This window comes from Microbacterium xylanilyticum, from assembly GCF_054654695.1.
Genome location: NZ_BAAIEN010000002.1, coordinates 2931745 through 2946121, shown reverse-complemented (window position 1 = coordinate 2946121; position 14377 = coordinate 2931745). Strand labels below are relative to the sequence as shown.

Genomic DNA, 14377 nt, shown 5'->3' with positions numbered 1-14377 from the left:
CGCCGTCACCCCGGCCGCGCGAGAGAGGATCCTTCATGCGCGCACTCGTCCACTCCTCCTTCGGGGATCCCGCCGAGGTCCTGTCCGTGCAGGACGTCCCCCTGCCTGAGCCCGGACCGGGGCAGGTGCGGCTCCGGGTTCTGCTCGCGACCGTGCACAACCACGACCTGCTCACCGTCCGCGGCCTGTACGGCTACAAGCCCGAGCTGCCGGCCCGCTCGGGCACCGAGGCCGTGGGTGTCGTGGACGCCGTCGGCGAGGGCGTCGACGACGCGCTGCTCGGGCGCCGCGTCACCGTCGCGGGGGCCTTCGGGGCGTGGGCGGAGCACGTGCTGGCGTCGGCGGCGGGGGTCATCCCGGTGCCCGACGACGTGCCGGACGAGCAGGCGGCGCAGCTCGGAGCCATGCCGTTCAGCGCCATCAGCGTGCTGGACTCCCTGGGGATCAGCGCAGGCGACTGGATGATCCAGAACGCCGCGAACGGCGCGGTCGGCCGGATGGTCGCCCAGCTGGCGGCCGCCCGGGGCGTGCACGTCGTGAGCCTGGTCCGCCGCGCCGGCGGCGTCGCCGAGCTCGCGGCGCAGGGCGTGCAGAACGTCGTCGCGACCGACGCAGCCGACTGGCAGGACCAGGTGCGCGCGCTCACGGCCGACGCGCCCATCCGCGCCGGGATCGACGCGGTGGGCGGCGATGCCACCGGCCAGATCGCCGCGATGCTCGGCGAGGGCGGTCTGCTCGTGCTCTTCGGCGCGATGGCGTCCCCGATCATGCGGATCTCCTCGGGCGATGTGATCTTCAAGCAGCTCACCGTGCGCGGGTTCTGGGGATCGAAGGTCGCCGGGGCCATGCCCGCGGAGCAGCGCGGCGCCCTGTTCGGAGAGCTGCTGCAGCGCCTGCGCGAGGGCGTGCTCACCCTGCCGGTGGAGGCCGTGCTGCCCTTCGAGCAGGTCGCCGAGGCATCCGAGGGCACCCTGCGGGCCGGCCGCGAGGGCAAGATCCTGCTGCGGCCCTGATCGCCCCCCGAAACTGACAGGGGCGCCCCGGTAGGCTTGAGCGGTGACGATCCGCCTCCATGACACGCGCGCGCAGGAACTGCGCGAGTTCGTTCCGCTCGACCCCTCGAACGTGACGATCTACGTGTGCGGACCCACGGTGCAGTCGGGCCCGCACATAGGGCACGTACGGGCGGCACTGAGCTTCGACCTCCTGCGGCGCTGGCTGCAGCTGCGGTACGGCCGCGTCACGTTCGTGCGCAACGTCACCGACATCGATGACAAGGTGCTCACCAACGCCTCCGACGCCGAGCCGTGGTGGGCGCTCGCGTACCGGATGGAGCAGGAGTTCTCCGCCGCATACGCCGCCGTGGGGATCCTGCCGCCGACGTACGAGCCGCGTGCGACGGCATCCATCCCGCAGATGCAGGAGCTCATCGCCCGGCTCATCGAGCGCGGCCACGCGTATCCGGCGTCGGACGGTTCCGGCGACGTGTACTTCGATGTGCGCTCCTGGCCCGCCTACGGGGAGCTGACGCGTCAGTCCGTCGACGCCATGGAGGCGGCGGAGGATGCGGATCCGCGCGGCAAGCGCAACCCGCAGGACTTCGCGCTGTGGAAGGGCGCCAAGCCGGGAGAGCCGGCCGACGCGACCTGGGACTCGCCCTGGGGCGCGGGGCGACCGGGCTGGCACATCGAGTGCTCGGCGATGGCGCGGCGCTACCTCGGCGCGGAGTTCGACATCCACGGCGGTGGCCTCGACCTGCGCTTCCCGCACCACGAGAACGAGGTCGCTCAGTCCACCGCGGCCGGCGACGCCTTCGCGCGCTACTGGGTGCACAACGGCCTCGTCACCGTGGACGGGCAGAAGATGTCGAAGTCGCTCGGCAACTTCACGCTCGCGGCGGACGTGCTGGACAAACATGATCCGCTGGTCGTGCGCTACGCTCTCGCCGCGGCGCACTACCGCTCCAGCCTCGACCTCTCCGAGTCGTCGTGGACCGAGGCCGAAGCCGCGCTGGGGCGGATCCGCACCTTCCAGGAGCGGGTCATCCGCGCCCACGGCCCGCACCTCGGATGGGCCGACCGTGGTCTCCCGGACGCCTTCGCCGCGGCGATGGACGACGACCTGGGCGTGCCGCAGGCGCTCGCGGTGCTGCACGAAACGGTCCGTGCGGGGAACGCGGCACTGGATCGCTCGGAACGCGGAGCCGCGATCGACGCCTTCGCCGATGTGCAGGCGATGACCCGGATCCTCGGCATCGACCCGTTCGCACCGGAATGGGCATCGGCCGGATCCGACACGAAGACCACCACCGCATTGGACGCCCTCGTCCAGGCGATGATCACCCAGCGCGCCCAGGCGCGCGCCGACAAGGACTGGCCCGCCGCCGACCGCATCCGCGATGCGATCGCCGCCGCGGGCATCACCCTGGAGGACACTCCAGACGGAACTCATTGGAGCATCGATGGCTAAGCCGAGCCGCCCCGGAGCGGGCAACAGCAAGAAGAAGGGTGCCATCAAGGGCACCGGAGGCCACGGACGCAAGGCGCTGGAGGGCCGCGGGAACACCCCGAAGGCCGAGGACCGCTCCTGGCACGTCGCCGGCAAGCGCAAGGCGGCCCAGGAGCGCTACGCGGCGGCCGGCGGCAAGGGCCGGATCGGTCAGAAGCCCCAGAGCGGCGGGTCGAACCCGAACCGCCGCGTGTCCGGCTCGTCCGCCTCGAGCGACACCGAGACGGTCACGGGCCGCAACTCGGTGCTCGAGGCGCTGCGCACGAAGATCCCCGCCACCACGATGTACATCGCCCAGCGCGTGGAGATGGACGACCGCGTCAAGGAGATGCTGGCGATCGCCCGTCACCGGGAGATCCCCGTGCTCGAGGTCACCCGCCAGGAGCTCGACCGCATGGCCGGGTTCGACGGCGTGCACCAGGGCGTCGCGCTCAAGGTCCCGCCCTACGAGTACGCGCACCCGCAGGATCTGCTGGAGCAGGTGATCGATCGGGGCGAGACGCCGCTGTTCGTGGCGCTCGACGGCATCACCGACCCGCGCAACCTGGGCGCGATCATCCGCTCCACCGCGGCGTTCGGCGGCCACGGCGTGATCCTGCCCCAGCGCCGCTCGGCGAGCGTCAACTCCGCCGCGTGGAAGACCAGTGCAGGGGCTGCCGCACGCATCCCGGTCGCGCTCGCCGCGAACCTCACCACGATGCTCAAGGAGTTCAAGAAGCAGGGCGTGTTCGTGCTGGGCCTGGACGGCGGCGGCGACGTGTCGCTGCCCGCGCTCGAGCTCGCCGACCGTCCCGTGGTGATCGTGGTCGGATCCGAGGGCAAGGGCCTGTCGCGTCTGGTCACCGAGACCTGCGACCAGATCGTGTCGATCCCGATCTCCGCGGCCACGGAGTCGCTCAATGCCGGGATCGCCGCCTCGGTCGCGCTGTACCAGGTCTCGACGGTCCGCGCTGCGAAGGGCTGACGCCGGTGGCACCGTGCGCGACCGCCGGGCGCGCACGACGCCGGACGCACGGCGTTGACCCGGAGTGCACATCCGTCAGTTCCCGGAGATTCGACGGAATAGGCGGGTGCCGCGGATCCTTGCACCTTCCGTACCCTGTGCAGGAATGGAAGGAAAGCGCATGGCCCGCATCATCGTCATCGGAGGCACCGGCTACGCCGGCGGCCACATCGCCGCGGAGGCGGCATCGCGCGGACACGAGGTCGTCTCAGTGTCCCGCAAGGAGCCGTCGGACCGCATCGAGGGCGTCGAGTACGTCCAGGGCGACGTGCTGGACCCCGCCTCCCTGGCGGACACGCTCGCGGGCGCGGACGTCGTCGTCTCCGCGATCTCGCCGCGCGGCGACATGACCGACAAGGGCCTCGACGCGGTGCGCGCGCTGGTGCAGGCCCTGACCGGCACCTCCACCCGCCTCGGCGTCGTGGGCGGCGCCATGGGCAGCCTCAGCGCCCCCGGCGGACCGCGGCTGTGGGATCTCGGCGTGCCCGAGGAGTACCGCCACGAGGCGAAGTTCGGCATCGACTCGCTCGAGATCCTGCAGGGTTCCGAGGGCCTCGACTGGTTCTACGTGCACCCGCCGAAGGAGTTCGGCGCCTGGGTCCCCGGCGAGCGCACCGGCTCCTACCGCGACGGCGGCGAGGTCTTCGTCGAGGACGCGGACGGCAAGTCCTACATCTCGGGCGCCGACTACGCGGTCGCGTTCGTCGACGAGATCGAGAACCCGCGGCACCGCGGCGAGCGGTTCGCGGTCGGCTACTGACCGCACCACGACGAGCGGTCGTCCTTCGTCTCGCTGTGCGGATCCTGAGCGAGCGCAGCGAGGCGAAGGACGCTCAGGAACCGGACCTCACCAGTTCCTGAGCGAGGAGCGCGGCGACGAGACGAAGGACGCCGCTCAGACCAGATCCCGCCAGTCGACGTCGGCTTCGTCGTCGTCGAGCGGGACGGATCCGGTGATCACCGGCAGCGACATCGTCTCGGTCGGCGGGCCCATGATCGTGGCCTCGTCGCGGCGGTGCCGCAGCACGTCGTTGATGTACGAGGTGAGCACCTCCGCCAGGGGCACGGAGCGGCCGCGGGCCTGGGACATGTACCAGCGGTGCTCGAGCACCTGGTGGAACACCTCGGCGGGCTCGAGTTTGGCCCGCAGGTCGTAGGGGATGGCGCGCACGACGGGTTCGAACACCCGCGTCAGCCACTCGTGGGCGTACATCTCCTCGTCCGCCCAGTGCTTGGTGGAGCGGGCGCGGAACTCGTCGAGATCGTTCAGCAGCCGCCGGGCCTGGTTCTCCTCGACATCGAGTCCGGTGAGCCGGATGAGCCGGCGCTGGTGGTGGCCGGCGTCGACGACCTTGGGCTCGATCTCGACCCTGGTGCCGTCGGCCGTGGTCTGGATGGACATCTCGCCGATGTCGAAGCCGAGCGCGTTGAGCCGTTCCACCCGCTCGGTGATCCGCCAGGCCTCGCCCGCGGCGAACGACTCGTGCTCGGTGAGTGCCGCCCACAGCGAGCGGTACGACGACACGATGCCGTCGGCGATCGCGACGGCGTCCACGCCGCGCTCCAGCCGCCCGCCTGCGGCGAGGTCGAGGATCTCCCCGGCGATGTTCGTGCGGGCGAGGTCCAGGTCGTAGGCGCGTTGGCCGTCGGTCAGGCCCTCCTCGTGCAGCTCGCCGGTCTCGGCGTCGACGAGATAGGCGGCGAAGGCGCCGGCATCCCGGCGGAACAGCGCGTTCGACAGCGAGACGTCGCCCCAGTAGAAGCCGACGTTGTGCAGGCGCACGAGCAGCAGAGCGAGCGCGTCGACGAGCCGGGTGGCGGTGTCCGGGCGGAGCACCCGCGTGAACAGGGCGCGGTACGGCATGGAGAACTTCAGGTGCGAGGTCACCAGCACCGCGGGCAGCGCCGCCCCCTTGGCGTCCGTGCGGCCGGCGATCACGGCCACGCGCGAGACGCACGGCACGTCCAGACGCGCCAGGTTCCCGAGCATCTCGTACTCGCGGCGGGCCATCTCCTCCGTGGTCTCCTTCACGGCGACGACGGATCCGCTCAGGTCCGCGAAGCGCACCAGGTGCCGGGAGAGCCCCTTCGGCAGCGAGACGATCACCTCCGAGGGCCACTTCGACAGCGGCAGGGACCAGGGGAGCGAGAGCAGCCCCGGGTCCACAGCGCTCGCGGTGATGCTCAGTGCATCCTTCATGGCTGCTCCTCGGTCTCGTGTCCCGGGCGGAGAGCGCCCGGATACGACGACGCGGCGCGAGGGGATGCCCCCCGCGCCGCGTCGCGCGATCAGATGATCAGGAAGCCGCGATCGGCTTCGTGTTCAGGCGCTCGCCCGACTCGAGGTCGAAGGCGTGCAGGTGGCCCGGGTTCGCGGCCAGGGTGACCTTCTCACCGGCGTTCGGGTGGTTGCGGCCGTCGACACGGGCGACGAGGTCGGCGCGCTTGCCCGCGATGTCGGTGTGGCCGTAGAGGTAGCCGTCCGCGCCGAGCTCCTCGACCAGGTCCACGACCACCGAGATGCCCTTGCCGTCGGCGGGGCCGACCGTGATGTCCTCGGGGCGCACGCCCACGGTGATCTGGTTGCCCGACGCCCGGCCGAGGGTCTCGCGGTCGAGCGGGACGACCTCGGTGCCGAACCGCACGCCTCCGTCGGCGAGGTCGGAGGCGAACAGGTTCATGGCGGGGGAGCCGATGAAGCCGGCGACGAAGACGTTCTGCGGGTTCTCGTACAGGTCGCGCGGCGAGCCGACCTGCTGCAGCAGACCGTCCTTGAGCACGGCGATGCGGTCGCCCATGGTGAGCGCCTCGGTCTGGTCGTGGGTCACGTACACCGTCGTGACGCCGAGACGGCGCTGCAGCGACGCGATCTGCGTGCGGGTCTGCACGCGCAGCTTCGCGTCGAGGTTCGACAGCGGCTCGTCCATGAGGAACACCTGCGGCTGGCGCACGATGGCGCGGCCCATGGCGACGCGCTGACGCTGACCGCCGGACAGGGCCTTCGGCTTGCGGGTGAGGTACTGCTCCAGGTCGAGGAGCTTGGCGGCCTCGAGCACGCGCGCGGCCCGCTCCTCCTTGCCGACACCGGCGATCTTGAGCGCGAAGCCCATGTTCTCGGCGACGGTCATGTGCGGGTACAGCGCGTAGTTCTGGAACACCATCGCGATGTCGCGGTCCTTCGGCGGGACGTCGGTCACGTCGCGGTCGCCGATGAGGATGCGGCCCGCGTTGACCTCTTCGAGGCCGGCGAGCATGCGCAGGGAGGTGGACTTGCCGCAGCCGGAGGGGCCGACGAGAACAAGGAACTCGCCGTCGGCGATCTCGATGTTCAGCTTGTCGACCGCGGGGCGGGTGCCGCCGGGGTAGAGCCGGGTGGCCTCGTCGAAGGTCACAGTTGCCATTGTCTTCTCCTTCACCGGCAGGTACGTGCCGGACGATCCGTAGTGAAAAAGCGACGAGGGTGAACCCGCCGTGGCCCGCCGTCGGGCCGGGTTCAGTATGACATGCGGCTCCTGACAGGTCCATCCCCGGTGTCGCGACGCGTCATCGGCGCCCGATCGCCGCCCGATCTCGCAGGGAGCGGCCAGTGCCCGTCTGGGCATTTCTCAGCCTGCCTGGCTAGCATCGGAGCCGTGCCGTGCCGCGCCCGTTGGCGGCCGGACACCGGGATGCCCATCCCCAGGAATCAAGAGGAACGATGTCGAGCGACGAAACGCCGAACGTCCCCACGACCTCGCACTCGCGTGCGGCCGTGCGGGAGAAGGCTCAGCAGCTGAACGCCCAGCAGTCCCGCGCCCGGTTGATCCGGCGCGTGATCATCGCGGCCGTCGCGGTCGCTGTGGTCGTGGCTGCCGGCGGTGCCGTGGCCTGGGCCGTGGTCTCGGCCGCGTCGAAGCCGACGCTCAGCCCGTCGAACCTGAACGACGACGGCGTCGTGGTGACCAAGGAGGAGCTCGCGTCCGCGCGCGCCGCGTCGACGCCCACCCCGACCGCTCCCGCCGGGGCCGCGACTGGGACGCCCACGCCCACGCCGACACCGGATCCGACCTCGGCGTCGGGCCCCGTGGACATCCACGTGTACGTCGACTACCTGTCGCCCGGGGCCAGCGACTTCGAGCGCGCCAACTCCAAGCAGCTGGCGACGTGGGTCGATCAGGGCGCCGCCACGGTGACGTACCATCCCGTCGCGCTGCTCACCGCCAACTCGAACGGCACCAAGTACTCGCTGCGCGCGGCGTCCGCGGCCGCGTGCGTGGCCGCGCGGCAGCCGGCCGCGTTCTACGCGTACAACCACGCCCTGCTGATCGACCAGCCCAAGCAGGACACCGACGGCAAGAGCGACAAGGAGCTCATCCAGCTCGCCGTCGACAGCGGCGTCAAGGACGGCGACGGCATGCGCGGGTGCGTCGAGGACGGCACCTACGGCTCCTGGGTGAAGGACGCGACGCAGCGCGCCGTGGACGGGCCGCTGCCGGGGTCGAAGAAGAGCGCGCTGAGCGGCGCCCCGACGATCGTCGTGAACGGGCAGGTGTACGCCGGATCCCTCACCGACGCGGCGGAGTTCAGCCAGTTCGTGCTGTCCGTGGCGAGCGACTCGTACTACGGGACGCCGGGTCCGACGGTCACGCCGACGCCCAGCCCCAGCGCCACGCCCTGACCGCGCGGCGGCGGTGCCCGCGCCACGACGGGCTTGCTACGCTGTGGTGCGGTCGCGCCGTCCGGTGACGGCCGGCGCACGCCTCCTTAGCTCATCTGGTAGAGCAGCGGCCTTGTAAACCGCAGGTGGCCGGTTCGAGTCCGGCAGGAGGCTCCGACATCGCCTCGATGGTCCGCGCTCAGGGCGCGGCCGTCATCGTGGCGGACTGCACGCGCCCCGTCGCGTCGGACGAGGCGAGCAGCGCGTCGTCCATGAGCCGGCGGGTGGGCTCGCCCTCCAGCCAGTCGTGCGCGAACGAGGCGGGGATCAGCACGGGCATCCGGTCGTGGATCCCGGCCAGCCGCTCAGGTGCGGGCTGCATCACGATCGAGTAGCAGGTGAACCAGGATCCGTCCTCGGCCCGGCCGCGCTGCGTCACGGCCGCCATCCCGAACAGCGCGCCGTCCAGACCGAACTCGTGCCACGTCCGCGAGGGCTTCTGCATCTCGAACCACCGCGTGGCCGGCACGATCGCCCGGCCGCGCAGGCTCCCCGGGCGCTCCTGCAGCCGCTCCGACCGCGTGTTGATCGACGGGAACCGGGACGGCCTGCCGTCGACGAGGAAACCCCACCACGCCTCCTCGAGCTCAGGGCCGGATGCCGCAGGCACGAGGATCGGATTGAGGTTGCGCAGCAGACGGCCGGTCGGGCGCACGGTCTCGTCGGCGTTGCGCCGCGCCCAGGCGCGGATGCCCTCCAGGAGTTCGTCGTCGGCCTCCTCGATCAGCTGCTGATCGCTGAACCGGGGATCCAGGCCATAGCTCGCGCACATGAGGGGAGCGTACCTCCGGCAGCGGACATCGGCGCCGGAGGGGAGCGGATCCGCCCCGCGCGGCCGCCGCGGGTAGGCTCGGACGGTGACCGCGCATCCCCCGAGACCTGCTCGCGGGCGCACCCTGCTGGCGCTCGGCGGAGCGATCGCGATCGGCGCGATGACGGCGATCCAGGCACGCGTGAACGGCCAGCTCGGGGTGCGGCTCGACAACGGCGTCCTCGCCGGCTGGGTGTCCTTCGCGGTGGGCCTCGTGCTGCTGAGCGCGCCCGTGCTGCTCCGCCGGACGGGCCGCGCCGCGCTCGGTCGCGTGTGGCAGGGGGTGCGCACCGGCCGGGTGCCGTGGTGGATGCTGCTCGGCGGGGCGTGCGGGGCGCTGACGGTGTCGACGCAGGGGCTGGTCGCGGGCATCCTCGGGGTGGCCCTGTTCACGGTCGGCGTCGTCGCCGGCCAGACACTGCACGGCCTGCTGCTGGATCGGGTCGGCTTCGGGCCGGCCGGGGTGGTGGCGATCACTCCGGGGCGCCTGATCGGCGGCCTGTGCGCGCTCGTCGCGGTCGCGTTCTCGCTGGGCGGGGACGTGCTCTCCCGCGCTCCACTGTGGATGCTCGTGCTGCCGTTCCTCACCGGCGCCGGGATCGCCTTCCAGTCCGCGGTGAACGGACGGCTGGGGCAGCGCATCGCCTCGCCGCTGGGCGCCACCTACATCAGCTTCCTCGGTGGCGTGCTCGTGCTGTCGGCGTCGGTGGCGGTGAGCCTGCTGGTCAAGGGCGCGCCCCGGCCGCTGCCCGCGACGTTCCCGGGCGACCTGTGGCTGTATCTGGGCGGGCTGCTCGGCGCCGCGTACATCCTGCTCGGCGTCGTGATCGTGGCCCGCACGGGCGTGCTGCTGATGGGCCTCGGAGCCGTGCTCGGCCAGCTCGTGGTGTCCGTCGTGATCGACGTGATCTGGCCGCCCGCAGCGGGGCCCGCGCTCTGGCAGGTCGTGGGGATGGTGCTCGCCGCCGGGCTGTCGGTGCTCGTGGCGCTGCCCTGGCGGATCCGCCGCGGGGTCCGGTAGCCGCACTCGTCGTGCGGTCGCGTGGGATCAGGCGGACACGCGGGATCAGGCGTCAGCGCGTCGGATCCGCCTGTTCCGCCGCGTTCGCCTGTTCTCGCGGCGCGGATCCGACGAGAAGCGCGGATCGGGCGGCAGGAGCCGTGGCGTCACCGCGGCAGGCGGGTCAGCAGCGGCTCCGGGTCCACAGTGCGGCGCGAGCCGGGGGACCGGTCGGGCTTGCCGCCGACGTACAGCCAGCCCAGCAGGGCCTCGTCCTCGCCGAGGCCGTGCAGCCGGGCGACCTCCGGGGTGCGCGTGTAGTCGCCGGTGCGCCAGATGACGCCCCAGCCGGCTTCGTCGAGCAGCAGGCTGAGCATGTGGGCGACGCCCGATGCGACGGCCTCCTGCTCCCACCGCGGCACCTTGTCGCTCGGCCTGAAGCTCGCGACCACGGCGATCAGCAGCGAGGCGCGCAGCGGCTTGGTCGACGGCTCCGGATCCCCGCGCACGGCCGAGATCGCCTCGCCGAGCCGGATCCGGTCGTCGCCGCGGAGCTCGATCAGGCGCCACGGCTGCAGCGACGAGTGGTCCGCGACGCGGCCCGCGGCGGCCACGAGCGGGAGCAGCTCCTCGCGCGACGGCGCGTCGGGGGTGACTTTGGACCAGGACTGGCGGCGGCGGACGGCGTCGAGGGCGCTCATGCCTCGGCGGCGCCCTCGTCGGGCTGGAAGGACAGCGCGATCGAGTTCATGCAGTAGCGGTCGCCGGTGGGGGTGCCGAAGCCGTCGGGGAACACGTGCCCGAGGTGCGAGCCGCAGGCGGCGCAGCGCACCTCCGTGCGCACCATGCCGAGGCTGGTGTCCTCGATGAGCTCCACCGCTTCCGGGCGCACCGACTCGTAGAAGCTCGGCCAGCCGCAGCCCGAGTCGAACTTCGTGCCGCTGCGGAACAGCTCCGCGCCGCACGCGCCGCAGGTGTACAGGCCAGCACGGTGCTCGTCGAGCAGCTCGCCCGTCCACGGGCGTTCGGTCGCGGCCTCTCGCAGCACGGCGTACTGCTGCGGGTCGAGCTCGGCGCGCCATTCGGCGTCGGTCTTGGTCACGCGGTGCGACATGGATCCTCCCGGGGTCGGATCCATTCTCCCGCTTCCGACGGCGGCGAGGGCCGAGCACCGGGGCGTGGCTCCCTGGGCGCGGCGGCCGGTGGCCGTAGCCTGAAGCGGTGACCGACCTCCTCAGCGACCGCGAGCGCGTGATCCTGGAGTTCGAGGCGCGCCGTCCCGGCCACTCGAGCGCCAAGGAGGAGGCGATCCGCGGAGAGCTGCAGCTGACCCCCGCGCGGTACTACCAGCTGCTGGACCGCGTCATCGACTCGGAGCAGGCGCTCGCGGCGGATCCGATGCTGGTGCGCCGACTGCGCCGCATCCGTGACGGCGCCGCCGCCCGCCGGGCGGACCGCACCGCCCTCTCCGCCGGCTGAGATCGGCCGCACGCGGCGCGTCCGGCGGGCGTTCAGGAAATCCGACGGAGCGCGACGGATAACATCATGGGATGCCAGAACCCGCCCGCGACCGCTTCGACGTGATCCCGCACGCGCAGGGGCGTGTCGGCGCCCATCGTGCGGAGAACCCCGGCATGCGCGGATGGTTCGTGGTGCTGTGGGCGGCCGTCGCCACGGCCGTGCTGATCGCGGTGGGCATCTTCGCCGCGATGCTGGCCATGGGCAAGATCAGCTTCGACCAGGGCACGCCGATACCGGTGCCGACGCACACCGCGACCTCCGCGCCACCGGCGCTGGACACGACGTATGCGGTGTTCGTCCTCAACGCCACGGGTGTGAACGGCCTCGCGGCGGCGACGCGCGACACCATTGTGAACGCGGGCTTCCCCAGCGGTGCCGTCGTGACGGGCGATGCCGCCGCGCAGGACTTCCCGACCACCACGATCTACTACCGGACCGCGGCGGACAAGACGGCGGCCCAGGCGCTGGCCAACCTCATCGGTGCGACGAAGATCGCGTTGAGCGACCGCTACGGAGACGACGTCGTGGCCGGACAGAAGCAGCTCACCGTGGTGCTCGGCATGGACCTCGCGAAGAACGCCCCGTCGACCGAGCCCACGCCCGCCGACACCTCGGGCGACAGCGCGACCGGCTGACCGCGGACGCGCTCGTTACAGCTTGCACTCTCCAGGGTCGAGTGCCAGACTGGGTTTAGCACTCGACTGATCTGAGTGCTAAACCCAACGTCTACGTCCAGGAGGGACGACAGAACTCATGGCAAAGATCATCGCTTTCGATGAGGAGGCCCGTCGCGGCCTCGAGCGCGGCCTGAACATCCTGGCCGACGCGGTCAAGGTGACCCTCGGCCCGCGCGGCCGCAACGTCGTGCTCGAGAAGAAGTGGGGCGCCCCCACGATCACGAACGACGGCGTCTCCATCGCCAAGGAGATCGAGCTCGACGACCCGTACGAGAAGATCGGCGCGGAGCTCGTCAAGGAGGTCGCGAAGAAGACCGACGACGTCGCCGGAGACGGCACCACGACCGCCACCGTCCTGGCCCAGGCGCTCGTCCGCGAGGGCCTGCGCAACGTGGCCGCCGGCGCCGACCCGATCAGCCTGAAGAAGGGCATCGAGAAGGCCGTCGCGGCCATCACGGCCGAGCTGCTCGCCAACGCGAAGGAGATCGAGTCGAAGGAGGAGATCGCCGCGACCGCGTCCATCTCCGCCGCTGACCCGGCCATCGGCGAGCTCATCGCCGAGGCGATCGACAAGGTCGGCAAGGAGGGTGTCGTCACCGTCGAGGAGTCGCAGACCTTCGGCACCGAGCTCGAGCTCACCGAGGGCATGCGCTTCGACAAGGGCTACCTGAACCCCTACTTCGTCACGGACCCGGAGCGCCAGGAGGCCGTCTTCGAGGACCCGTACATCCTCATCGCGAACCAGAAGATCTCGAACATCAAGGACCTTCTGCCCGTCGTCGACAAGGTGATCCAGGACGGCAAGGAACTCGTCATCATCGCCGAGGACGTCGAGGGCGAGGCTCTCGCGACGCTCGTGCTGAACAAGCTCAAGGGCATCTTCAAGTCCGTCGCCGTCAAGGCTCCGGGCTTCGGCGACCGCCGCAAGGCCCAGTTGCAGGACATCGCGATCCTCACCGGCGGCACGGTGATCACCGAGGAGGTCGGCCTCAAGCTCGAGAACACCACGCTCGCCGAGCTCGGCCGTGCCCGCAAGGTCATCGTCACCAAGGACGAGACCACGATCGTCGAGGGCGCGGGCGACGCGGCTCAGATCGAGGGCCGTGTCACCCAGATCCGTCGCGAGATCGAGAACACCGACAGCGACTACGACCGCGAGAAGCTGCAGGAGCGCCTCGCCAAGCTCGCCGGCGGCGTCGCCGTCATCAAGGCGGGTGCAGCCACCGAGGTCGAGCTCAAGGAGCGCAAGCACCGCATCGAGGACGCCGTGCGCAACGCGAAGGCGGCCGTCGAGGAGGGCATCGTCCCCGGTGGTGGCGTCGCGCTGATCCAGTCGGGCGCCAAGGCGCTCGCGGGCCTGACGCTCGAGGGCGACGAGGCGACCGGTGCGAACATCGTCCGCGTCGCCATTGAGGCGCCGCTGAAGCAGATCGCCGTCAACGCGGGCCTCGAGGCCGGCGTCGTGGCGCACAAGGTCTCCGAGCTCCCCGCGGGCCAGGGCCTGAACGCGGCCACGGGCGAGTACGGCGACATGTTCGCCCAGGGCATCATCGACCCGGCCAAGGTCACCCGCTCGGCGCTGCAGAACGCCGCGTCGATCGCCGGCCTGTTCCTCACCACCGAGGCGGTCGTCGCCGACAAGCCGGAGAAGGCGGCGGCTATGCCGGCCGATCCGTCCGGCGGCATGGACTTCTGAGTCCAGAACCCCTTCGAGAAGACCCCCGGGATCCGTCCCGGGGGTCTTCTCCGTCTCCGCCGGATCCGGGCGAGCACGCTCGGCTCCGGCGGGGCTCAGTGGAAGAGCGCCGTGGAGTCGCTCTCCGCCTGGGCGTAGAACTGCGCTGCGGAGCCGAGCGCCTGGCCGATCGCCGCGAGCGCCTGCTCGACGTGCGCCTGGGCGCCGCGCCACTGCTCTGCCGCGTCCTGGCAGGCGGCCGAGGCGATGCCGGTCCAGGACGACTGCAGCTGAGTGAGCTGCGCCATCATGGCGGCGGCGTCGCTCTGCAGCCGTTCGGCGGTGGCGCTCACCGAGAGCCTCGTGGTGGCGACGGCATCGGTGTCGACGGTGAAGACGGACATGGGGATCCTTTCGTCGGTGGATGCGTCCGACGGTAGGCGCGCGTGCCGGCGGCAGGCGGCGCGGTCATGCATCCCGTGCAGT

At 71.4% G+C, this 14377-nt stretch carries 15 protein-coding genes and 1 tRNA gene; 10 read left to right on the top strand and 6 right to left on the bottom strand.

Features of this window, described 5'->3' with window-relative positions:
* Positions 1-35 precede the first annotated feature (35 nt).
* From ACYQ1L_RS14755 to ACYQ1L_RS14740, 4 genes are all read left to right on the top strand, one after another.
* Positions 36-1013 (top strand): zinc-binding dehydrogenase, encoded by a 978-nt coding sequence (locus ACYQ1L_RS14755; RefSeq protein ID WP_460004820.1) that lies wholly within the window; start codon positions 36-38, stop codon positions 1011-1013.
* A 43-nt stretch (positions 1014-1056) separates the two neighbouring features.
* Positions 1057-2469 carry a cysteine--tRNA ligase gene (gene cysS, locus ACYQ1L_RS14750; RefSeq protein WP_460004819.1) on the top strand — a complete coding sequence of 471 codons (1413 nt, stop codon included), beginning with the start codon at positions 1057-1059 and terminating at the stop codon, positions 2467-2469.
* Entirely contained in the window at positions 2462-3472 is a 1011-nt protein-coding gene (gene rlmB / locus ACYQ1L_RS14745; protein WP_159575286.1) for a 23S rRNA (guanosine(2251)-2'-O)-methyltransferase RlmB, read from the top strand. Before cysS ends, rlmB begins: the two co-directional genes overlap by 8 nt.
* Before the next feature lie 160 nt (positions 3473-3632).
* A complete protein-coding gene (locus tag ACYQ1L_RS14740) occupies positions 3633-4271 on the top strand; it encodes an NAD(P)-dependent oxidoreductase (RefSeq protein ID WP_460004818.1) in 639 nt (212 codons plus the stop codon).
* A gap of 135 nt (positions 4272-4406) precedes the next feature.
* Here the strand turns inward: ACYQ1L_RS14740 and ACYQ1L_RS14735 are convergent, their stop codons facing one another.
* Both ACYQ1L_RS14735 and ACYQ1L_RS14730 read right to left on the bottom strand, forming a co-directional pair.
* The gene (locus tag ACYQ1L_RS14735) at positions 4407-5711 is read right to left on the bottom strand and encodes a DUF4032 domain-containing protein (RefSeq protein WP_460004817.1); all 1305 of its coding nucleotides are present in this window, start codon (positions 5709-5711) and stop codon (positions 4407-4409) included.
* A gap of 97 nt (positions 5712-5808) precedes the next feature.
* The gene (locus tag ACYQ1L_RS14730; protein ID WP_460004816.1) at positions 5809-6912 is read right to left on the bottom strand and encodes an ABC transporter ATP-binding protein; all 1104 of its coding nucleotides are present in this window, start codon (positions 6910-6912) and stop codon (positions 5809-5811) included.
* Positions 6913-7208: 296 nt separating this feature from the next.
* Here ACYQ1L_RS14730 and ACYQ1L_RS14725 point away from each other — a divergent pair, with 296 nt between their 5' ends.
* A complete protein-coding gene (locus ACYQ1L_RS14725) occupies positions 7209-8168 on the top strand; it encodes a DsbA family protein (RefSeq protein WP_460004815.1) in 960 nt (319 codons plus the stop codon).
* A gap of 80 nt (positions 8169-8248) precedes the next feature.
* A tRNA-Thr gene (locus tag ACYQ1L_RS14720) sits at positions 8249-8321 on the top strand.
* 25 nt (positions 8322-8346) lie between these two features.
* On the opposite strand, the gene ACYQ1L_RS14715 is transcribed toward ACYQ1L_RS14720, so the two are convergent.
* A complete protein-coding gene (locus ACYQ1L_RS14715) occupies positions 8347-8979 on the bottom strand; it encodes an SOS response-associated peptidase family protein (RefSeq protein WP_460004814.1) in 633 nt (210 codons plus the stop codon).
* Positions 8980-9064: 85 nt separating this feature from the next.
* Between ACYQ1L_RS14715 and ACYQ1L_RS14710 the strand changes: the two genes are divergently transcribed.
* Positions 9065-10039 (top strand): DMT family transporter, encoded by a 975-nt coding sequence (locus ACYQ1L_RS14710; protein WP_460004813.1) that lies wholly within the window; start codon positions 9065-9067, stop codon positions 10037-10039.
* A 146-nt stretch (positions 10040-10185) separates the two neighbouring features.
* Here the strand turns inward: ACYQ1L_RS14710 and ACYQ1L_RS14705 are convergent, their stop codons facing one another.
* The gene (locus ACYQ1L_RS14705; protein ID WP_460004812.1) at positions 10186-10719 is read right to left on the bottom strand and encodes a nitroreductase family protein; all 534 of its coding nucleotides are present in this window, start codon (positions 10717-10719) and stop codon (positions 10186-10188) included.
* The gene (gene msrB, locus ACYQ1L_RS14700) at positions 10716-11132 is read right to left on the bottom strand and encodes a peptide-methionine (R)-S-oxide reductase MsrB (RefSeq protein WP_460004811.1); all 417 of its coding nucleotides are present in this window, start codon (positions 11130-11132) and stop codon (positions 10716-10718) included. Before msrB ends, ACYQ1L_RS14705 begins: the two co-directional genes overlap by 4 nt.
* 107 nt (positions 11133-11239) lie before the next feature.
* On the opposite strand from msrB, the gene ACYQ1L_RS14695 reads away from it, so the two are divergent.
* From ACYQ1L_RS14695 to groL, 3 genes are all read left to right on the top strand, one after another.
* Entirely contained in the window at positions 11240-11497 is a 258-nt protein-coding gene (locus tag ACYQ1L_RS14695) for a DUF3263 domain-containing protein (RefSeq protein WP_159575294.1), read from the top strand.
* A 71-nt stretch (positions 11498-11568) separates the two neighbouring features.
* The gene (locus ACYQ1L_RS14690; RefSeq protein ID WP_460004810.1) at positions 11569-12174 is read left to right on the top strand and encodes a LytR C-terminal domain-containing protein; all 606 of its coding nucleotides are present in this window, start codon (positions 11569-11571) and stop codon (positions 12172-12174) included.
* Positions 12175-12292: 118 nt separating this feature from the next.
* Entirely contained in the window at positions 12293-13912 is a 1620-nt protein-coding gene (gene groL, locus ACYQ1L_RS14685) for a chaperonin GroEL (protein WP_159575296.1), read from the top strand.
* Positions 13913-14007: 95 nt separating this feature from the next.
* Here groL and ACYQ1L_RS14680 read toward each other — a convergent pair whose 3' ends face one another.
* Positions 14008-14295, bottom strand: a complete 288-nt coding sequence (locus ACYQ1L_RS14680) for a WXG100 family type VII secretion target (RefSeq protein WP_460004809.1) — start codon at positions 14293-14295, stop codon at positions 14008-14010.
* Positions 14296-14377: the final 82 nt, after the last annotated feature.